The organism is Pseudoduganella sp. SL102 (genome assembly GCF_027856995.1).
Taxonomy (GTDB): domain Bacteria; phylum Pseudomonadota; class Gammaproteobacteria; order Burkholderiales; family Burkholderiaceae_D; genus Rugamonas; species Rugamonas albidiflava.
The window spans coordinates 1,529,393-1,549,166 of sequence record NZ_CP115554.1 but is presented as its reverse complement, the minus strand read 5'-3'; the positions used below and the strand labels follow the sequence as shown (position 1 = coordinate 1,549,166).

Annotated in this window: 20 protein-coding genes; 14 read left to right on the top strand and 6 right to left on the bottom strand. The window is 67.3% G+C overall.

The genetic code is table 11. The annotated features are described in order from the left end of the window. Window positions 1-50 precede the first annotated feature (50 nt). The 9 genes from OU994_RS06660 to ggt all read left to right on the top strand — a co-directional run bounded on the left by OU994_RS06660 (window position 51) and on the right by ggt (window position 9,989). Window positions 51-1,025: a TauD/TfdA family dioxygenase gene (locus OU994_RS06660; RefSeq protein WP_131147605.1), complete on the top strand. Its 975-nt coding sequence runs from the start codon at window positions 51-53 to the stop codon at window positions 1,023-1,025. 42 nt (window positions 1,026-1,067) lie between these two features. Beyond that, window positions 1,068-1,985 carry an AEC family transporter gene (locus OU994_RS06655; RefSeq protein ID WP_281610106.1) on the top strand — a complete coding sequence of 306 codons (918 nt, stop codon included), beginning with the start codon at window positions 1,068-1,070 and terminating at the stop codon, window positions 1,983-1,985. A gap of 212 nt (window positions 1,986-2,197) precedes the next feature. Next, on the top strand, window positions 2,198-3,148 hold the full coding sequence (locus OU994_RS06650; RefSeq protein WP_281610105.1) for a MerR family transcriptional regulator: 951 nt from the start codon (window positions 2,198-2,200) through the stop codon (window positions 3,146-3,148). 208 nt (window positions 3,149-3,356) lie between these two features. Further along, entirely contained in the window at window positions 3,357-4,427 is a 1,071-nt protein-coding gene (gene ftsY, locus OU994_RS06645) for a signal recognition particle-docking protein FtsY (RefSeq protein WP_281610104.1), read from the top strand. Window positions 4,428-4,452: 25 nt separating this feature from the next. Beyond that, window positions 4,453-5,112 (top strand): cell division ATP-binding protein FtsE, encoded by a 660-nt coding sequence (locus OU994_RS06640; protein WP_131147609.1) that lies wholly within the window; start codon window positions 4,453-4,455, stop codon window positions 5,110-5,112. Beyond that, entirely contained in the window at window positions 5,109-6,023 is a 915-nt protein-coding gene (gene ftsX / locus OU994_RS06635; protein WP_131147610.1) for a permease-like cell division protein FtsX, read from the top strand. Before OU994_RS06640 ends, ftsX begins: the two co-directional genes overlap by 4 nt. A gap of 483 nt (window positions 6,024-6,506) precedes the next feature. Continuing rightward, entirely contained in the window at window positions 6,507-7,406 is a 900-nt protein-coding gene (gene rpoH, locus OU994_RS06630; protein ID WP_131147611.1) for an RNA polymerase sigma factor RpoH, read from the top strand. A 358-nt stretch (window positions 7,407-7,764) separates the two neighbouring features. Beyond that, on the top strand, window positions 7,765-8,247 hold the full coding sequence (locus tag OU994_RS06625; RefSeq protein WP_281610103.1) for a hypothetical protein: 483 nt from the start codon (window positions 7,765-7,767) through the stop codon (window positions 8,245-8,247). Continuing rightward, window positions 8,244-9,989: a gamma-glutamyltransferase gene (gene ggt / locus OU994_RS06620; RefSeq protein WP_281610102.1), complete on the top strand. Its 1,746-nt coding sequence runs from the start codon at window positions 8,244-8,246 to the stop codon at window positions 9,987-9,989. The genes OU994_RS06625 and ggt overlap by 4 nt, the downstream gene beginning before the upstream one ends. 35 nt (window positions 9,990-10,024) lie before the next feature. On the opposite strand, the gene OU994_RS06615 is transcribed toward ggt, so the two are convergent. Both OU994_RS06615 and OU994_RS06610 read right to left on the bottom strand, forming a co-directional pair. Continuing rightward, window positions 10,025-10,369 carry an antibiotic biosynthesis monooxygenase gene (locus tag OU994_RS06615; RefSeq protein WP_281610101.1) on the bottom strand — a complete coding sequence of 115 codons (345 nt, stop codon included), beginning with the start codon at window positions 10,367-10,369 and terminating at the stop codon, window positions 10,025-10,027. After that, window positions 10,366-11,430: a cytochrome P450 gene (locus tag OU994_RS06610; RefSeq protein ID WP_281610100.1), complete on the bottom strand. Its 1,065-nt coding sequence runs from the start codon at window positions 11,428-11,430 to the stop codon at window positions 10,366-10,368. The genes OU994_RS06615 and OU994_RS06610 overlap by 4 nt, the downstream gene beginning before the upstream one ends. A 74-nt stretch (window positions 11,431-11,504) precedes the next feature. On the opposite strand from OU994_RS06610, the gene OU994_RS06605 reads away from it, so the two are divergent. The 5 genes from OU994_RS06605 (at window position 11,505) to OU994_RS06585 (ending at window position 17,123) form a co-directional block, all read left to right on the top strand. Then, entirely contained in the window at window positions 11,505-12,251 is a 747-nt protein-coding gene (locus tag OU994_RS06605; protein ID WP_281610099.1) for a helix-turn-helix domain-containing protein, read from the top strand. A gap of 59 nt (window positions 12,252-12,310) precedes the next feature. Further along, window positions 12,311-12,985 (top strand): signal peptidase I, encoded by a 675-nt coding sequence (gene lepB / locus OU994_RS06600; protein ID WP_281610098.1) that lies wholly within the window; start codon window positions 12,311-12,313, stop codon window positions 12,983-12,985. Window positions 12,986-13,028: 43 nt separating this feature from the next. Continuing rightward, window positions 13,029-13,760 carry an ABC transporter ATP-binding protein gene (locus tag OU994_RS06595; RefSeq protein ID WP_131147619.1) on the top strand — a complete coding sequence of 244 codons (732 nt, stop codon included), beginning with the start codon at window positions 13,029-13,031 and terminating at the stop codon, window positions 13,758-13,760. Then, window positions 13,757-16,084: a CPBP family intramembrane glutamic endopeptidase gene (locus tag OU994_RS06590; RefSeq protein WP_281610097.1), complete on the top strand. Its 2,328-nt coding sequence runs from the start codon at window positions 13,757-13,759 to the stop codon at window positions 16,082-16,084. The genes OU994_RS06595 and OU994_RS06590 overlap by 4 nt, the downstream gene beginning before the upstream one ends. A gap of 94 nt (window positions 16,085-16,178) precedes the next feature. Beyond that, window positions 16,179-17,123 carry an alpha/beta hydrolase gene (locus OU994_RS06585; protein ID WP_281610096.1) on the top strand — a complete coding sequence of 315 codons (945 nt, stop codon included), beginning with the start codon at window positions 16,179-16,181 and terminating at the stop codon, window positions 17,121-17,123. 18 nt (window positions 17,124-17,141) lie between these two features. Here the strand turns inward: OU994_RS06585 and OU994_RS06580 are convergent, their stop codons facing one another. The 4 genes from OU994_RS06580 to OU994_RS06565 all read right to left on the bottom strand — a co-directional run bounded on the left by OU994_RS06580 (window position 17,142) and on the right by OU994_RS06565 (window position 19,666). Continuing rightward, the gene (locus OU994_RS06580) at window positions 17,142-17,435 is read right to left on the bottom strand and encodes a hypothetical protein (RefSeq protein ID WP_281610095.1); all 294 of its coding nucleotides are present in this window, start codon (window positions 17,433-17,435) and stop codon (window positions 17,142-17,144) included. Window positions 17,436-17,741: 306 nt separating this feature from the next. Then, on the bottom strand, window positions 17,742-18,323 hold the full coding sequence (locus OU994_RS06575) for a TerD family protein (RefSeq protein ID WP_281610094.1): 582 nt from the start codon (window positions 18,321-18,323) through the stop codon (window positions 17,742-17,744). A gap of 65 nt (window positions 18,324-18,388) precedes the next feature. Continuing rightward, window positions 18,389-19,087 (bottom strand): TIGR00266 family protein, encoded by a 699-nt coding sequence (locus tag OU994_RS06570; RefSeq protein ID WP_131147622.1) that lies wholly within the window; start codon window positions 19,085-19,087, stop codon window positions 18,389-18,391. Between the two features lie 3 nt (window positions 19,088-19,090). Continuing rightward, the gene (locus OU994_RS06565) at window positions 19,091-19,666 is read right to left on the bottom strand and encodes a TerD family protein (protein ID WP_131147623.1); all 576 of its coding nucleotides are present in this window, start codon (window positions 19,664-19,666) and stop codon (window positions 19,091-19,093) included. Window positions 19,667-19,774 lie beyond the last annotated feature (108 nt).

Below are 19,774 nucleotides of genomic sequence, written 5' to 3'. Positions count from 1 at the left end.
CAAAATGCCATCTTTGTTGCCGTGCGGCAATTACAAGTCCAGGAGTCTTCGTGTTTTCGTCCATTGAGCAATCCGGCAACATCGCTGTTGTCCAGACCAATTTTTCCTGGGGCGACGACTTGCCCCGCATCATCGCCATCGTTGAACGCCACTTCGACGATTTCAACGGCAATGGCTTTTATCCGCACCCCGACGAGGAAGCGCTGCAGCGCGAACTGCTCGCCGTGCCCACGCTGCGCGACTTCGCCGCCCACATGGCCAGCCGCAAGGCACGCGGCCTGGCCATCACCGGCCTGGGCCTGGCCGGCCTGTCCGAAGCGCACCGCAACGCGGTGCTGTATGCGATCGCGCTGACGCAGGGCTTCCCCACGTCGACCGACCAGCGCACCAGGCGCGTGGCATGGGATGTGCGCGCCCGCCCCGGCAGCCAGTCGAAGTTCGTCACGTTCTCCGAACGCACCGGCAACGCCGACATGCACACCGATTCGTCGTTCTATCCGATGCCGGAAGAGCAGTTCCTGCTGTACGTGGTCGCCTCGGCGCGCTGCAATGGCGGCGAATCGCTGCTGATCGACGTGGAAGACATCGTTGCCGAGCTGCAGAAAACCGCGGCGGGCCGCGACGCCTATGCACTGCTGTGCGATACCCAGGTACCTTTCCGCGTGCCGTCGGTCTATGCCGCCGGCGACGACCGGATCGAATTATTCTACGCACCCGTTTTTCATGCCGATGGCCGGGCGATGCGGTGGCGCTACGATTCGATTGAAAAAGGACTTGCAGCCAGGCCCGACTTGGCCACTCCCGAACTGATAGCCGCGCTGCGCCTGCTCAACGAGATCGTCGAAGAGCGTGCGCCCCGTTTCGTGCGCCAGTTGCCGGACGATACGCTGCTGTGGGCGGACAATCACCGCACGCTGCACGGCCGTGCCATGTATACGGACCCGGGCCGCCACCTGATCCGCATCCGCATTTCCAGCACGCCAAATGCGCACCGCATCGGCCCGTCCGGTATTTCGGCGGACTGAGCGGGCACGAATCCGTACCCAGGCAACGATTAGAATCGCACCATGCTCGCTTCCATCATTCCCGTCTTCCTGATCATCCTGCTGGGCGTGGCGATCCGCCGCTTCGGCTGGATGCCGGCCGAGTTCTTCCCCTCCATCGAGAAGTTCTCGTACAACGTCGCGTTTCCGGCGATGCTGTTCGCGGGCACGGCCCGGCTGTCGTTCGAGGGCGGCGAAGTCGGCGAACTGGCGCTGGCCACCCTGGTCCCCACGTTCGCCGTGGTGGTGCTGACGCTGGGCGCGCTGCTGCTGCTGCCCACGCTGCCGGGCGCCAGCCGCTCGTCCGTCATGCAGGGCGCGATGCGTCCGAACACGTATTTCGGCCTGGCCGTGGCGGCATTGTTCTTCCCGGCCGAAACGGCGTCGCGCGTCATGCTGGCGCTGGCGCTGTGCCTGCCGGTGGTAAATGCGCTGGCGGTGATCGCGCTGGCGTGGTGGAGCGGCACCACGCCGAACCTGGGTACCGTGGCGAAGACACTGGCACGCAATCCGATCATCCAGGCCACGCTGGCCGGCGTGCTCGTCAGCGTGCTGGGCATCGCGCTGCCGAAAGAGCTGATGAATACGCTCGACATCCTCGGCAAGGCAGCCACCGCGCTGGGCCTGCTGTGCGTAGGCGGCGGCCTGGTGTTTTCGCTGGAAGGCGCGCGCCCGGCAGCGCTTGCCGTCAGCTCCGTGCTGAAACTGCTGGTCATGCCATTGCTGGCGGCCCAGGTCTGCCTGTGGCTGGAGGTGTCGCCGCAGGTGGCGCTGGCAGCCTGTTTCTATTGCGCGCTGCCGGCCGCCCCGAACGCCTATATCATGGCAAAGCAGCTGGGTGGCGACGCCCGCCTGATGGCATCGCTGATTACATTGCAAACCCTGCTGGCCGTGATGACCGTGCCGTTGAGCCGGCAGTTCATGTCCTGGCTTGGCGCATGACGGTGCCGGCTACAATTTTTTTCACGTTATTTGTCCACGACATGAACGGTGAAAGCCCATAAATAAAATGCATCTATGCATCCTGCCTGTACATGTCATGGACAAGTCACACAGGACGCATGGCCGGCCCTTCCCGCAAGGATGGGCTGTCATTTTTCCCCGGGAAAAGGCATTAAAATGCTGCACGCCCAACGCAGGAGTAGCCCGCGCAGATGAATAACCCGATGCATTTCTCGCCCATGCCGTGCACGATCAGCGACGTCGAGCGCGATACCGGCGTGGCCAAGGAAACGCTGCGCGTATGGGAACGGCGGTACGCGTTTCCACGGCCGGAACGCGACCCGTTCGGCGAGCGGCTGTATCCAGTCGAACAAGTGCACAAGCTGCGCCTCGTCAAGCGCCTGATCGACCTGGGCTTCCGGCCCGGCAAGGTGATCGGCTATACGGCGCAGGAGCTGCAGGCACTGGCGGAAAAAACCACCTCCGGCAACCGGCCGCGCCTTCCCGACGCTACCGAGCTGACTCCTTACCTGGACCTTTGCCGCAGCCACGACAGCGACGGGCTGCGCCGCAAGCTGTCGCAGGCGTTGCTGGTGATGGGACTGCGCAATTTCGTCATCGACCTGATGGCCCCGCTGACGGGCGCCATCGGCGACGCCTGGGCATGCGGCGACCTCGGCGTATGGCAGGAACACTTGCTTACGGAAACGCTGCAAATGGTCTTGCGCAGCGCGATCTTCTCGATGCCGCCCACCAATCCGCTGGGCGGCGCGCCGCGCCCGCGCATCCTGCTGACCACCACGCCGCAGGAAAGGCATGGCCTGGGCCTGCTGATGTCCGAAGCGCTGATGGTGGCCGAGGGTGCCGGCTGTTATTCGCTGGGCCCGCAAACGCCATTGCCCGATATCGTCGAAGCGGCCCGCGCCCTGCAGGTGGACGTGGTGACACTGTCGTTCTCGACCTCGATGAATACCCGCCACGTGCTGGACGCGCTGAAGGAATTGCGGGCCCGCCTGCCGGAACCGGTGGTCCTGTGGGCCGGTGGCGGCAATGCCGCGCTGCGCCGGCGCGCCCCGGCCTACGTGCAGGTGCTGACCTTGCCCGACGTGGCCGCGGCGCTGGCCGACTGGCGCCACGAACAGCGCAGGCACGCCGCTGCCTGAGCCCGGAGTCCCGAGCCGGCGCACGTCGTAATGCAAGGGGGAACGGCTGCGGGATCGCGCGCCAGCGCTTCCCAGGGCCGGCCGAGCCCGGGGGAAATACTGGAAATACCCTTTCAGCAAGGTTTTCCGGGGCGCTCTGGTAGAATAGCCGGCGCAAGAAACCATTCCCAGCGTGTTACCGGCCACCGCGGCCGCAGCCCCCACACACATGTTCAGCTTCTTCAAGAAAAAAACCGTCACGCCCGACGTGCCGCCGGTCGCACCTGCGGACCAGGCGCCGATCCCGGCTCCCGCTGCCCCTGCTTCGAATCCCGCGCCGGCCGCCGTTGCCGCTGCGGTTCCACTGGCTTTCGACGTTGAAACCGCGCCGCGCCCCGAATCGAAACAATCCTGGATGAACCGGCTCAAGGCCGGCCTGTCGAAAACCTCCGCCAACCTGTCGCTGCTGTTCGTCGGCGCCCGCATCGACGACGACCTGTATGACGAACTGGAAGCGGCGCTGCTGATGTCCGATGCCGGCATCGACGCCACCGAATACCTGCTCGATGCGCTCAAGCGCAAGGTCAAGGACGACAAACTGACCGATGCGGCCGCCGTCAAGGTGGCGCTGAAGGCCTTGATGGTCGACCTGCTGCGGCCCCTTGAAAAACCCTTCGTGCTGGGCCGGCACCAGCCGACCGTGATGATGATTTCCGGCGTCAACGGCGCCGGCAAGACCACCACGATCGGCAAGCTCGCCAAGCACATGCAGGCACATGGCCAATCCGTGCTGCTGGCCGCCGGCGACACGTTCCGTGCCGCGGCCCGCGAGCAGCTGATGATCTGGGGCCAGCGCAACAACGTGACGGTGGTGTCGCAGGAATCGGGCGACCCGGCCGCCGTGTCGTACGACGCGGTACAGTCCGGCAAGGCGAAGGGTACCAATGTCGTCATGATCGACACGGCCGGCCGCCTGCCGACCCAGTTGCACCTGATGAACGAGCTGCAGAAGATCAAGCGCGTGATCGGCAAGGGCATGGACCAGGCGCCGCACGAAACGCTGCTCGTCATCGACGGCAACACGGGCCAGAACGCGCTGACCCAGGTGAAGGCGTTCGACGATGCGCTGCAGCTCACCGGCCTGATCATCACCAAGCTGGACGGCACCGCCAAGGGCGGCGTGCTGGCCGCGATCGCGCGGGTGCGCCCGGTGCCCGTGTATTTCATCGGCATCGGCGAGAAGATCGAGGACCTGCAGCCGTTCGACGCCGAAGAATTCGTCGAAGCCCTGCTCGGTTGATGGCTGGGGAACGGAAAAACCGGCCATGATCGAATTCGTCAACGTCACCAAGCAATACACCGCCGACACCACCGCGCTGCGCGACGTCACGCTGACGGTCGCCAAGGGCGAGCTCGTCTATCTGGCGGGCCCGTCCGGGGCGGGCAAGTCCACGCTGCTGAAGCTGATCGCGGCCATGGAGCGCCCCACGTCGGGCCAGGTGACCGTGAATGGTACCGACATCGGCCGGCTGAAAAGCGCCGGCGTGCCCTTCCTGCGCCGCAACCTGGGCCTGATCTTCCAGCAGCAGCGGCTGCTGACCGACCGTTCCGTGCTGGCCAATGTGATGATGCCGATGCTGGTCACGGGCTTGCCCCGTAGCCAGGCGGAAGAACGCGCCCGCGCCGCGCTGGACAAGGTGGGCCTGCTGAGCCGTGCCACCGCCAGCCCGCTGGCATTGTCCGGTGGCGAGCAGCAGCGCGTGTCGATTGCCCGCGCCATCGTCAACCGGCCGCAGATCATCCTGGCCGACGAACCGACGGCAAACCTGGACCGCGCCAGCGCCAACAAGGTCTTCGACGCGCTGCGCGCCTTCAACAAGGCCGGCGTCACGTGCCTGATCTCGACCCACGACGAACTGGTGCTGGACAGCGCCAGCCGCGTGATCCACCTGAAGCAGGGCGAACTGCTGAAGGAGGCCGCATGAGCGTGTGGCTGCGTCAACATGGCTTCGCGCTGGGCGCCGCGGTGGGGCACCTGCGCCGCTCGCCGGGCTCGTTCTTCTTCAACATCCTCGTGGTGGCGATCGCGCTGGCGCTGCCGTTTGCCGGCGTGACGGTGCTGGACAATATCCGGCCGATGTCCGAACAGCTGGCCGTCGACCCCGAACTGTCGGTATTCCTGAAGCAGGACCTGCCGCGCGAGCATACGCAAGGCATGGCCGGTTCGCTGCGCGCGGTGGCGAAGGATGCCCGGATCGTGTTCGTGCCGCGCGAAAAGGCGCTGGAGGAACTGCAGGAGAAAAACGGCGTGGCCGGCGTGATCGACACGCTGGGCGAGAATCCGCTGCCCGACAGTTATATCGTGCGGCTCAATGCCTTCCAGAGCGCTGCGGAAAGCGCGCACGTGGACGATATCGCGGACAGCATCCGCGCCATTCCCGGCGTCGAGTCGGTGCAGGTCGATTCCGAATGGGTCAAGCGGCTGGCCGCCCTGCTGGGCGTGCTGCGCGTGGGCCTGCTGCTGCTCGCGGCCACGCTCGGCACCGTGGTTGTCGCGGTGGTATTCAATACGATCCGCCTCCAGGTGCTGACGCAGCGCGAGGAAATCCTCGTGTCGCGGCTGATCGGCGCGACCGATACCTATATCCAGCGCCCGTTCTATTACACAGGCGCGCTGCTGGGCCTGTTCGCTGGCGCCGTCGCGCTGGGTGCGGTGGCGTTGTCGCTGCATCCGCTGAACGCGGCGATCGCCGAGTTTGCCCGGCTGTACGCATCCGAATTCCAGCTGGCCCCGCTCGAACCGCTGGCGATGGCGCTGCTCTTGGCACTGTCGGCTGGCCTGGGGCTGGTCGGCGCGGCGCTGTCCGTGCGCCGGCAACTGGCCCGGCTTGCCTGACGCAATTTTCCCGGCGGCCTGCTCTTGCAATCGGGCGGGCCGCCCTTATCTCTTTGTCCACCCCCTCCTGCCGACGTACAAACTCGTTGGCTGCACTCCTACATCCGCCCCCGGATGATCGTGCGTTCACGCACAGAGTCCGTCGCGCCGCGTCGATAATCTTGTCTTACAACTTTTGATCCAGCTCAAATTCTGCGCAGTAACATTGGCGCGCCGAGCCGCGCCCCAGCCCTACCGATTAGTATTGAGCCATAGCAAAGAGGCTATCGAAGCCATAGAATTAGTGACATTGGCACTCCTCGGTGGAGAGTGCTAATATATGTTCAAACGCAACGTTGAACACGATAAAGTGCCGGCAAGTCTTGACAGCAAGTGCTTGCCGGTGGTTAAGACCGAATTAAGCTCAACGTTGCATGCTGTACGCAAATGTCGCGCTGCAATCCCGCAGCAGGACCATGCAAGACCTTCAAGCGAGGAATGAAAATGACTACCATGTCCGCACCTTCCGCCCTGGTTCCAGCCGGCAGCAGTGCACTGGGACTCGGGTTCAGTGGCAACCTGGGGAACCTGGACGCCTACATTTCCGCTGTGAACCGCCTGCCGATGCTGACGCACGAGGAAGAAGTCTCGCTGGGCCGCCGCCTGAAGGAAAACAATGACCTGAAGGCAGCGGAAAAGCTGGTGCTGTCGCACCTGCGCCTGGTGGTATCGATCGCCCGCGGCTACCTCGGCTATGGCTTGCCGCACGCCGACCTGATCCAGGAAGGCAATATCGGCCTGATGAAGGCCGTGAAGCGCTTCGACCCGGACCAGAACGTGCGCCTCGTGTCGTACGCCATGCACTGGATCAAGGCCGAGATGCACGAGTACATCCTGAAGAACTGGCGCCTGGTGAAAGTGGCCACGACGAAGGCGCAGCGCAAGCTGTTCTTCAACCTGCGCAGCCACAAGACCGGCCTGGATGCGATGACGCCGGACCAGATCGACGCGCTGGCGAAAACGCTGGACGTCAAGCGCGAGGAAGTGATCGAGATGGAAACGCGCCTGTCCGGCCGCGATATCGCGCTGGAAGCACCGACCGACGATGAAGACGACAAGTTCTCGCCGATCGCCTACCTGTCGTCCGACCTGTCGGAGCCGACCAAGGTGCTCGAAGCGGAACAGGTGACGCGCCTGCAGTCGGAAGGCCTGGAAACGGCCCTGGGCAAACTCGATCCGCGCTCGCGCCGCATCGTCGAAGCGCGCTGGCTGGCCAACGACGACGGCTCCGGCGCCACGCTGCACACGCTGGCCGACGAATTCGGCGTCTCCGCCGAGCGCATCCGCCAGATCGAATCGGCCGCGCTGAAGAAGATGAAAGGCGCGCTGGCCGCCTACGTGTAAGGCGCCCCGCTCCCTCCAGAACCCGGCTTCGTGCCGGGTTTTTTATTGCCTGAAAATCGGTGACGAAAACCGGTGACAGGCTCCGATTCTTCGAAAACCGGTGACAGGCTCCGATTCTTTGGCAAGTTCCCGAAAACCGCTGGTGTAGCAGAGGGCTCGAGGAGCACTGCTCCTGGCCTGCGTAACCGAGAGTGCCTGCTGGCCCTCTCTCCTTCCAGGCCGGCAAATCGGAGCCTGTCACCGGTTTTTTTGCAACTTTTGTTCTCGAATCGATGTTTTCCTGGCAGCTATAGCTCAGCAGTGCGACCATTTTCATAGCAATTTGATAACCTGAAGGTCCTTGCCGGATGGAGGACCTATGCAAGCCAGGCTCATCGGAATTATCGGCTGCGCGCTGACGGCGGGCGTGGTGGCCGCGTGCTCGATCGACAGCACGCAGGCGGAAGCGGTGGCCGACAAGCCCCGCAAGACCAGCGCCAGCTACGCGCTGCGCCAGGGGGAAAGCGTGATGCTGGCGCCGGGCACGCACCTGAAGCTGGAACGTATCAACGACAGCCGCTGCGGGCAGGGCGCGGTGTGCGTCTGGGCCGGCTACATCAGCTACACATTCATGCTGACGAGCCCGCGTGGAACGCGCAACTTCGTGCTGGCCGAGAACATGCCGAACGCGAAACCCGCCCTCACGCAGGATGGGCTGACGTTCGCGCTGGAAAAACTGGAACCGCCCGAACCGCCCGCCGTGGATGCGCCGCCGCCGGATTATCGGGTAAGCTTGCGCGTAACGATCGCCCGCATAGCCCAGACAGCCCGCCCACCCACCAGGCAAGCCACCAGCTCATGACCAGACACCTCGTCGCCGCCATCGTCCTGACCGCCGTCGGCACGGTCGCCATTGCAAAAACGCCGGTCGCGACCGGTACCGGCGGCGCGGTCGCCACGATCAGCGAGCAGGCGTCGCAATCGGCGCTGGCGATCCTGGACAAGGGTGGCAACGCGATCGATGCGGCCATCGCCGCGGCGGCCACGCTGGGCGTGACGGACCCGTTCAGCTGCGGCATCGGGGGCGGCGGCTTCATGGTGGTGTACCTGGCCAGGGAACAGCGCGTGGTCACGATCGACCACCGCGAAACGGCACCCGCCGCATTCAGCCCGGCCACCTTCCTCGACAACGGCAAGGAAATGGATTTCGACACCGTCGTCGCCAGCGGCCAGTCGGTCGGCGTGCCCGGCACGGTGCGCGGCTGGGATGAAGCGCTGCGCCGCTATGGCACGATGTCGTTCAAGCAGGTGCTGGCCCCGGCCATCGACGTGGCGGCCAAGGGCTTCACGGTGAACGCCAACTTTTCCCGGCTGGTCGATGAAAACGCCGACAAGTTCCGGCGTTTCCCGGCCACCGCCGCGCTGTACCTGAAGGATGGCATGGCGCCGCCGCCCGGCACCCTGCTGAAGAATCCCGGCCTGGCAAGCACCTACCGCGCACTGGCGCAAGGCGGCGTGAAGGCGTTCTACGAAGGGCCGGTGGCGCGCGCGATCGTCGACGCCGTGAACCGCCCCGCCACGGCGCCTGGCGTCAGCGTCCGCGGTGGCAAGCTCACGCTGGCCGACCTGGCCAACTACGAAGCGCGCATCCGCCAGCCGGTGCGCAGCACCTACCGCGGCTATGAGCTGTATGGCATGCCGCTGCCCAGCAGCGGCGGCGTGACCGTGCTGGCGGCGCTGAACCTTCTCGAAGGCTGGGACCTGAAGGCGCTGCCGCGCGCGCAGGCCGAGCACCTGTACCTGGAAGCGAGCCGCCTCGCGTTCGCCGACCGCAATGCCTACCTGGCCGATCCCGAATATGTCGATGCCCCCGTGGCCGGCCTGCTCAGCAAGGAGTACGCGGCGCAGCGCAGGAAGCTCATCGACGCCGGCCGCGCGGCTACCGGCCCGGTCGCCGCCGGCGATCCCTATCCGTTCCAGCAGGATGCCAGCGTGCCGCAGCGCCCCGCGCCCACGGCACGGCTGCGGCAGGAAAGCGCCCACACCACCCACCTGACCGTGTCGGACAAGGCCGGCAACGTGGTCTCCTACACGTTCACCATCGAATCGTGGGGCGGCAGCGGCATCGTGGTACCCGGCCATGGCTTCCTGCTCAATAACGAAATGACCGACTTCGAATTTTCCGGCCCGGGGCCGAACGTGCCCGAAGCCGGCAAGCGCCCGCGCAGCAGCATGGCGCCGACCATCGCGCTGAAGGACGGCAAGCCGGCGTTCACGATCGGCAGCCCGGGCGGCGCCACGATCATCACCACGGTCCTGCAGACCATCGTCAACCACGTCGACTTCGGCATGCGCATGGACCAGGCCATCGATGCGCCCCGCCTGTCGCAGCGCAACGGCCCCGCCACGGACATCGAGCCCGGCTTCGACGAGGCCGCCCAGGCCGACGCGCTGGTGCGCCTTGGCCAGCGCTGGGCCAGCGAGCCCGAAGAGATCGGCGCGGCGAACGCGCTCGTGTTCAACCCCGACGGCACCGTGACCGCCGTCAGCGAAGGGCACCGCCACGGCGTGGGCAGCGCGCTGGTGCAAAAGAAAGGGCATTGATCGACCCGCTGTTCGCCACTGCTGGCGCCAAGGCCTCAGCCATTGCGGGCGCGGCAATCGGCCGGCGCCTGCGCGCGGTCGTGCAGCCCATAGTCGCGCATCACGCCAGCGATGCGCAGGCGGTAACCGGCGAACAGTCCACCCCGTCCGGCCTGCTGCGCGGCACGGTGTTCCTCCAGGTTGCGCCACTGTGCCAGCGCCGCCTCGTCGCGGAAGAACGACAGCGACAGCAGCTTGCCGGGATCGGCCAGGCTCTGGAAGCGCTCGATGGAGATGAAGCCGTCGATCTCTTCCAGCAGCGGCCGCAGTGCCGCCGCACGGTCCAGGTACGCCTGTTTCCCGTCGGGATGCGGAACGACTTCGAAGATCACGGCGATCATGCTCCGCCCTCCCCGACGAAGACGGGCATGCGGGCATTCACCGAAGGCCGGTAGCGCCATGCCGCGCGGGGCAACGGCCCGGCCGCGCGCAAGGCCCGCAATGCCTGCGTGACGATGCTGCGCGCCAGCGCCTGGCCGGGGCAGGCGTGGCGGCCGTCGCCAAACCCCGCCGTTCCCGCCAGCACCAGCAGCAGCGCCTGGCCGGCCGGCACGCGCACGCCGGCGACATCGAGACCGGCGGCGGTGAACCGGCGCGTGTTATGGATGGCGGGATCGCGTTCCATCACGGCCGGCACCAGCGCGGCGGGGCCGCTGGCATCGCCGCGCAAGCGGGCCACGATGCTATTGCCCAGCAAGCCGGTGGTGGCGTCATGCGTCTGCGTCATCAGGCCTGCCAGATTGGCCAGCAGCGCATGCTTGTCCGGCCATGGCTCCCGCGTGACGCCGGCCAGCAAGGCCGTGCCGGGCGCCCGCCGGACCAGCTGGCGCAACGCTTCCAGCAGCGCTTGCGCCGCTTCGTGCCCCGCCGCGATCTCGCCGGGACACGCCAGCGGCGTCAGGCAGGCCACATACCGCGCGACCAGCGCCGCGACACGCGGCAGCTCCCCGTCCGCAAAGCCCAGCAGGCTGGCCACTGCCCGCACCGGCACGCCCTGGACGAAGGCATTCAGCGTCGCGGCATCGCATACCTCCGCCGCCATCGCCGTCGCCACGCTCGCCGCGTGATCCGCCGCCAGGGACTGCGGCAGCGCCGCCAGCGCGTGCAGCAGCACCGCCTTCGGCGTGGCATGGCGCGGGCCGTCGTTCATCCGTACCAGGGCGCCGAACAGGTCGCCCGCCGGTCCCGCCAGGGCCACCGGCACCGGTTCCTGCACGGGCCGCACGCGGCAGGCGGGATCCGCCAGCAATTGGCGCACCGTGGCGGGATGCGCGGCGACCCATAGCCGCAGGCGTTCGTCGTAGCGGGGCGCGGGGTCCGCCGCGAGCAGGGCGTAATACGAATAAGGGTCCGGGTGCGTGACGGCTGCCACCGCATCGGCGGGTGGGTGATCGGGTTCCATGCTGTTCCTTTGCGTGATCGAATGGATGCAGTATCCTGAAAAGCCCACCTCGATACTTCGCTGGAGACCGAATCATGGATGCAGCACGCGCCAGGAACATCACGACTGCGGCAACGGCGAATGCCGACGACCGCCTGGCGCGCATCGCCGCCGCCATCGCCGAACCGGCCCGCGCACGCATGCTGTGCAGCCTGCTGGACGGCCATGCGCGCACCAGCACCGAGCTCTCCGTGGTGGCCGGGATCGGTGCGTCGACCGCCAGCGCGCACCTGGCGAGGCTGCAGGAAGATGGCCTGCTGCGCCAGCTCGCGCAAGGCCGGCACCGCTACTACAGCCTGGCCGGGGGCGAGGTGGCGGCCGCGCTGGAAGCGCTGCTCGTCGTGGCCGGCGTGCAGCGCGCCCCCTTCGTGCCGAACACGCCGGACCGGCTGCGCGAGGCGCGCACCTGCTACGACCACATGGCGGGCGCGCTGGCCGTCATGCTCAACGATCATTTCCTGGCGGCGGGCTGGCTTGCCGAGGACGATGGCGCGTATGTGCTGTCGGCGGAAGGCGAGACGCGCTTCGGCGAGCTGGGGCTGGACATGGCCACGATGCGCGCCCAGCGCCGCCGCTTCGCCTGCCCTTGCCTGGACTGGAGCGAACGCCGGCCGCACCTGGGCGGCGCGCTCGGTGCCGCGCTGCTGCGGCTCGCCCTGCAGAAAGGCTGGGTCGAGCAGGATCTCGACAGCCGGGCACTGGGCGTCGCCCCGCAGGGCCGGCGGCGCATGCTGGCGGCCCTGGGCATGCCCGCGCAAGCGCCCGGGGCTGCCCGTGTATAAGCATTGATTAAGATGGCCGCCCGATGATGAGGATCCACCACCATCCAAGGGAGATTCACATGAAGGAAGCCATCCGCGCCAACAAGGGGTTCATTGCCTTCCTGCTGCTGTTCGGGATATTCCGCACCGCCGTGGCGGACTGGAACCCGATTCCGTCGGCGTCGATGCGGCCCAACCTGCTCGAAGGCGACGTGGTGTTCGTCAACCGCCTGGCCTACGACGTGAAGATCCCCCTCACCGATATCTCGCTGGCGCGCACCGGCGAACCGCGCCGCGGCGACGTCGTCACGTTCTCGTCGCCGAAGGATGGCACGCGGCTGATCAAGCGCATTGCCGCGCTGCCCGGCGACACTGTCGAGATGCGCGGCGAGCGGCTGCTGATCAACGGCCGCCAGGCCGCCTACACGGTGCTGGGCAACAGCACCGAACGTATCGATACGCTGGGCGAGCTGGCGGCGCTGCACTTGCGAGAACACAGCAGCGAGGCCAGCTACCGCATCCAGGTCCTGCCGCAGGTGACGGCCATGCGCGACTTCGGCCCGGTGACAGTACCGCGCGACAGCTACCTGATGCTGGGCGATAACCGCGACAACAGCGGCGACTCGCGCGTGTTCGGCACCGTGCCGCGCGCGCTGCTGATCGGCCGCGCCGAGGGCATCCTGGTCTCCGCCGACATCCAGGGCAACTGGGCGCCCCGCACGGAACGCATCGGCATGAGCCTGCGCAGCCAGTAGGCCCAATGATAAGATCGGCGCTCTCCATCCACGCGGGAGCGACATGATCGAGTTCGATGGCCTGGCCAAGCGCTATGGCGACTACGAGGCGGTGCGGCCGCTGACCCTTGCCGTGCGGCGCGGCGAAGTGTTCGGCTTCCTCGGCCCGAACGGCGCCGGCAAGACCACCACGATCCGCATGATGATGGGCATCCTCGTGCCCAGCGGGGGCCGCGTGCTGGTCGACGGCCTCGATTGCCATGCCGATGGCGCCAGCGTGAAGCGCCACGTGGGCTACCTGCCCGACAACCCGATCTTCTACGACTACCTGCGCGGGCGTGAAATCCTGCAGTTCGTCGGCGAGATGCATGGCCTGCCGCGGCGCGCCGCCGCCACCCGGGCCGCGGAGTTGCTGGCCGAATTCGGCCTCGGCGAAGTGGCCGAGGAATTCGCCGTCAACTACTCGATGGGCATGAAGAAGAAGCTGGGCCTGGCGTGCGCGCTGGTGCACGACCCGGCCGTCCTGATCCTCGACGAACCGATCAACGGCCTCGATCCCCGCGCCGCGCGCGACGTGCAGGACCTGCTGGTGGGCCGCGCCGCCGCCGGCAAGACGATCTTTCTCTCCACCCACCTGCTGGACATGGCGCAGCGCATGTGCGATCGCGTCGGCATCATCCATCGCGGCACGCTGGTGGCCACCGGCGCACTGGACGAGCTGCGCGACGACCGCGCCACCTCGCTCGAGGAAGTGTTCCTGCGCCTGACGGACGAAACGGAAGCGGCGCCGCAGTGAACGGCGAACTGCCCGTCGGTACCGCGCGCGCGGCCTGGCTGCTGGCGCGGCTGCGCCTGCAACGCCTGCTGAACCTCGCCACCGTGTCGATGCGGCGCAAGCCCGCCAGCGGCCCCGCCATGGGCCGCGCCGCCACCGCGGGCAAGCGCCGCGGCCGCTGGATCCTGCCACTCGCGCTGGCGCTTCTGATGGTGCTGGCCTTTGCGCTCCAGTCGCAGACGATCCTGACGAACCTGCATTGCGAGCTGACGCCGCACAGCGCCTGCGGCAGCCAGGCCACGCCGGAAGACCTGCGGCGCGCGGTATCGGCGCAGCTGCGCGAGGCGCCGTTCAGCGCTCCCTTGCAGCGCGCGCTGGCCATGGAACTCTGGCTGCTGTGGCTGGTGGCGCTGCTGGTGCCGCTCGGCAGCCGCGAACTGGCGCAGCCAGACTGGGACCTGGAATGGCTGGTTACCTTGCCGGTGCGCCGCAAGGGCCTGCTGTGGGCCCGGGTGCTGGAACGCACCGTCACCAATCCCACCGGCTGGCTGGTGCTGTGGCCGACGATGCTGATGATCGGCTGGCATGCCGGCCTGCGCTGGAGCGCGCCGCTGGCGGCAACGGCCGCCGCCCTGGCCCTGCTCGCGCTGGCCGCGATGGTGCGCACGCTGGTCGATACCGGCTTGCGCCTCACGCTGCCGCCATCGCAATTGCGCAACCTGCAGGCCGCCATCTCGGTGGTCTCGCTGCCGCTGATCTACCTCGTCATCGCCCTGTCGACGGGCCGCGGCGGCATCACGATGGACTGGGCCCGCGCCTGGCCCGGCTGGACGCTGTGGACCCCGCCCGGCCTCGCCGTCCAGCTGCTCGATGCGCGGTCGCTGCCGGCCGCGCTCGGCCATGCCGCATTGCTGGTGCTGCAGGCCGGCCTGCTGCTGTGGGCCGGCATCGCGCTGCTGGCGCGCCAGTTGTCCGCCGGCGTGGTGGCCGCCAGCTCGCGCGAAGCGGCACGCGCGCAGCGGCCGCCGCCGGCATCGTTGCGCGCCGTGCCGGGCACCGCGCTGCAGCGGCGCGCCCTGCGCCTGCTGGGCCGCGACCGCACCTTCCTCGTGCAAAGCCTGGTCGTGCCGCTGGTGATCATCGGCAGCCAGCTGTTCTTCACCGGGCGCATGGAGGCGATGGCGCAGCTGGGATCCGACCAGGCGCTGCTGGCTTCCATCGCGTTCGGGCTGGGCAGCTATGTGCTGCTGCTGTCCGCGTTCCAGACCATCAATACGGAAGGCCAGGCGCTGTGGATGCTGTACACCTTCCCCGGCACACTGGAACGCATGCTGCTGCAGAAGGCGCGCTTATGGGCGGTGCTGGCACTGGTGTACCCGGCGGCCGTGTTCGCGATCGGCATCGGCTATGCGCCGGGCATCGATGCCGGGCTGGTGACAAGGATGGCGCTCGTGGCGCTCGGCATTCCCGTGTTCGCGCTCATCGCGGTGGCGCTCGGCGTGTGGGCTTCCGACCCGCTGGCGCAGGAAGCCACCGCGCGCATCCGCCCCACCTACGTGTACCTGTATTCGCTGCTGGCGGGGCTGTACGGCTTTGCGCTGTACACCACCACGCTGCCGCACCGGGTGGCCGTGGTCGTGCTGCTGGTCGCGCTGGCACTGGCGCTGTGGCAGAAGGCGCGCGACCACCTGCCCTACCTGCTCGACCCGGCCGCGGCGCCGCCGCCCCGCGTGTCCGCCGCCGACGGCATGGTCGCCGCGCTGCTGTTCCTTGCCGTGCAGGCGATCGCGCTGGCCGTCATCCACCGTACGCCCGGACCGCCCGCGCTGCCGGACCTGGCGCTCGCGCTGGCGATCGGCGGCGCCGTGGTGTGGGCGCTGGTGCGCTTCGTTTATTGGCGCATGGGCACGACCGGCGTGCCCAGGTTCCGGCACGGGCCGGTGCTGCCCGCCCTGCTGGCCGGCGCCGCGTGGGCGATCCCGGCGATCGCCGCTGCGGCGCTGTACCTGGTGGCGGCACGGCACTTCGGTATCCCACTGCCGCGGCCGGAGGGCGCCATCGCGCTGCCGCTGCTGCTGGCCATCGCCTGCGTGGCGGCGCCGCTGTCCGAGGAATTCATCTTCCGGGGCCTGCTGTTCGGCGGGCTGCGCCGCTCGCTGCCGTTCGCGGCGGCAACCATCGTCAGCGCGGCGCTGTTCGCCGTCGTGCATCCGCCGCCGTCGATGCTGCCGGTGTTCGTGCTGGGCCTGTGCACGGCGCTGGCGTACGGGCGTAACGGCAGCCTGCTGGCGGCGGTGGCCACCCACGCGGTGTACAACGGGGCGATCATCGCGATCCAGGCTTGACCATGCATGTCGAATTCATGCCTGCCGAATTCATGCGTGCCGGGTTCATCCCCGCCGAGTTAGAATGAGAATTATTCTCATTCAATTACGTGCAATGACGGCTTTCCCTTCCTCCTCTTTTTCCCCCCGTTCTTCCCCCTCTCCGTCGCGCCGCCGCCTGCTGTCGGCGGGCGGCGCCCTGCTGGGTGCGACCCTGCTGCCCGGCGTGGCGCGCGCCGCCGATGCCTGGCAAGACGTCGTGCTGCCGCAGGCGCGCCAGCGCGACCTGGTTTCATCCATCACCGGCGGGCGTTACCGCATCTTCATCAGCGTGCCCGATACGCCGGTACCGGCGGCCGTCCACCCGGTGCTGTATGCGCTGGACGGCAACGCCTCGTTCCCGCTGCTGGCACAGATGGCGCGCACCGCCGCGCGGCGCACCAAGGCCACCGGGCAGGCGGCGCCGGTGGTGGTCGGCATCGGTTATCCGACCGGCGACGATTACCACCCGGACCGCGGGCGCGACTACACGCCGCCCACGCCCGGTGCCCCGGCCACGGAAGGCGGCGCAGGGCGCTTCCTCGATTTCATCGAACAGGAACTGAAGCCGCTGGTGCGCACGCTGGCGCCGATCGATCCGCAGCGGCAGGCCTTGTACGGGCACTCGTACGGCGGCCTGTGCACCTTGCACGCGCTGTTCACGCGGCCGGCAATGTTCCAGACTTATCTGGCCGCCAGTCCGTCGATCTGGTACCGCGGGCGCGCCGTGCTGGCGGGGCTGGAAGGCTTCGACAAGCGCGTGGCCACGCTGGCGGTGAAGCCGTCCGTGCTGCTGTGCGCCGGCGAGCTGGAACAGCCGGCCGCCGGCGGTGCTCCCGGCTCGCGCGACGCGATCGCGGCCGAACGGCGCATGATCGATGAGGCGCGGGCGTTGTCGGCGAGGCTGGGCGCCATGAGCGGCACCGTAGCGCGAGCGGAATTCATGCTCTTCCCGCGCGAAAACCACGGCTCCGCGGCGTTCCCCGCCATGGCGCGGGGGATGGAGTTCTTCCTGGCGTAGTTGCCTGTGCCGCGCGCGCTACAGCAGGCGCTCCGGACACAGGGCGCGCATCAGCCACAGCGTGGCCGCACCGAGCACGCTGGTGGCGATCGTCGTCACCACGATCAGCAGGGGCAGCGCATGCTCGCCCAGTTCATCGGCCAGCACGATCGCGCCCAGCGCCAGCACCAGTTGCGCCGGCACGATCACGCGCAGCCAGCGCCGCGCACCGGGAAAGCCGCGCCGCTCGAGCTTGCGCGCCGCGAGCACCACCGGCCCGCACAGCACGGCAAGGAAAACAGCGACAAACAAGATCATTTGCAGGATGCGCATTTGTTTCCTCGGCAAAGGCCGCCAGCATAGCGCAAGGCGCCGCACTGTTGTGCCTCCACCACAAAAAGTGTTGCCCAAATTCGGGGGTGTAGCTGGGGTTTCGCGAAGCATGCTTCGCGCCTGCGTAACGATACAGGCCTGCAAGCCTGTATTCCTTCCAGTCCCCGAATCTTTTTCCTCAAACATTGCGCGAAAAAAAGCGGTGGCTCGTACGGGCCACCGCGAAGGGAAGCGCGCCATGGGGCTGGCGCAGGTGAAACACGGTACGTGGCGGCGCGGCAGGGCCATGGCCGCCGTGATCGTTGCCTACAGGTGCTGCGCGACTTGCGGCATCAATTCCTCGAACGTGCGGCCGGTGCCGTTCTCGCCGATCGCGTGCATCTTCCATTCGCCGTTGTGGCGGTACAGCTTGGCCATGATCTGGGCGCTGTGCGAACCCTGCACGGACAGGTCGAAGCGCGCCACTTCCTTGCCGTCCTTGGCGTTCAGGAGCCGGCAGTAGGCGTTCTGCACCTGCGCGAAGCTCTGGCCCGTGAAGCTGTTCACGGTGAACACGATGCTCTTCACGTTGGCCGGCACCTGCTGCAGGCTGACGCTGATCTGCTCGTCGTCGCCATCGCCGGCGCCGGTGCGGTTGTCGCCCGAGTGCACGATGCTGCCATCGCGGCTCTTCAGCTGGCGGAACCATACCGCGTCGACCGGCTTGTTGGCCTCGTCGAACAGCAGGCAGGAAGCGTCCAGGTCGACGTCGGCGCTCTTGCTGCCGAAACCGAGGAAACCCTTGCTCTTCACGGCGTCCCATCCCAGGCCCATGGTCACCTGCGACAGCGCGCCGCCGGCTTCCTTGTCCAGGGAAATCTTCTGGCCTTTCGTCAAATTGACTGACATGACATCCTCCTCGTCACTGCACTCGAATCGATATGCTCAGCTGCCGCCCACGCTCGCGGGCGCGCTTACTGAGGCTTGGTGCTCGACAGCCACGACAGGAACGCCGCCCGGCTGCGCGAGCACACCACCACCTTGCCGGTACCCGAGAAACGCAGCACCATCCCTTCGCCGCTCGTCACGCTGTTGACCAGGTTGCCGAGGAAGCCGCTGCTGCGGCTGGTCGACACCGACATCTCGTAGCGCAGCGAGCTGTCCCAGCACACCACGTGCGAGTTGTCGATCACGATATCCTTGCCGGCTTCCACGTCCAGCGTGGCCACCGAGCCGAAGCCCGAGACCACCAGCTGCCCGCTGCCCGAGGTTTCCGTGATGAAGAAGCCGCCTGTCTGGCCGAACAGCGCGGTGCCCACGTTCTGGGTGCGCACGTTCAGGTTCACGCTGGACGACGCCGCCACGAAGGCGCCGTCGCTGATCATGTACTGGCGCTGGCCCACGTCCAGCACCTGCATGGCGCCCGGCAGCGTGGGCGACAGCAGGCAGTCGCCATCGCCCTTGACGGCTTCGATGTGCTGCTGGAAGAACGATTCGCCATTGGCGAAGGTGCGCATCAGCGCCGCCCCCAGCCCGCCGTTCATCTTGCCTTTCAGCTCGAGGTTCGCCTCCATCATGACCATCGCGTTGGCTTCGCAATAGATCTTCTCGCCGTGGCGAAGGGTCACGTGCAGGAACGGATCCTCTTCGCCGGTGATCGTAAATACGGGCATGACTTACACCGCCACGCCGTAGTTCCGGGCCAGTGCCGCCAGGCCGCCCGCATAACCCTGGCCCACGGCGCGGAATTTCCAGTCGCTGCCGTTGCGATACAGTTCGCCGAACACCATCGCGGTTTCCGTCGAGCTGTCCTCGGACAGGTCGTAGCGCGCCACTTCCTGGCTGTTGGCGGTATTCACGCAGCGCACGAAGGCCTTCTGCACCTGGCCGAAGCTCTGGCGGCGCGCCTCGGCATCGTGGATCGTCACGCAGACGGCGATCTTGTCCACGTCGGCCGGCACTTTCGACAGGTCGACCTGCACGGTCTCGTCGTCGCCCGAGCCTTCGCCGGTGCGGTTGTCGCCCGAGTGCACGATCGAGCCGTCGGTGGATTTCAGGTTGTTGTAGAAGATGAAGTCGGAGTCGCTGCGTACCTTGCCATCCGCCTTCAGCAGGAAGGCCGAGCTGTCGATGTCGAATGCCGCGCCATCGGTGGCGCGCACATCCCAGCCCAGGCCGATCGTCAGTTGCGACAGGCCGGGAGCTTCCTTGCTCAGGTTGACGTTACCGCCTTTTTGCAGACTGATTGCCATGATCGATTTCTCCTTCGATTGTTTGAGACACCTTGCTTCCGGCGCGGCGCGACTGGTGTCGAATGGCGCGCCGCGTTGTTCGGGACGGGCTCGCTGCCCGTCCATTCT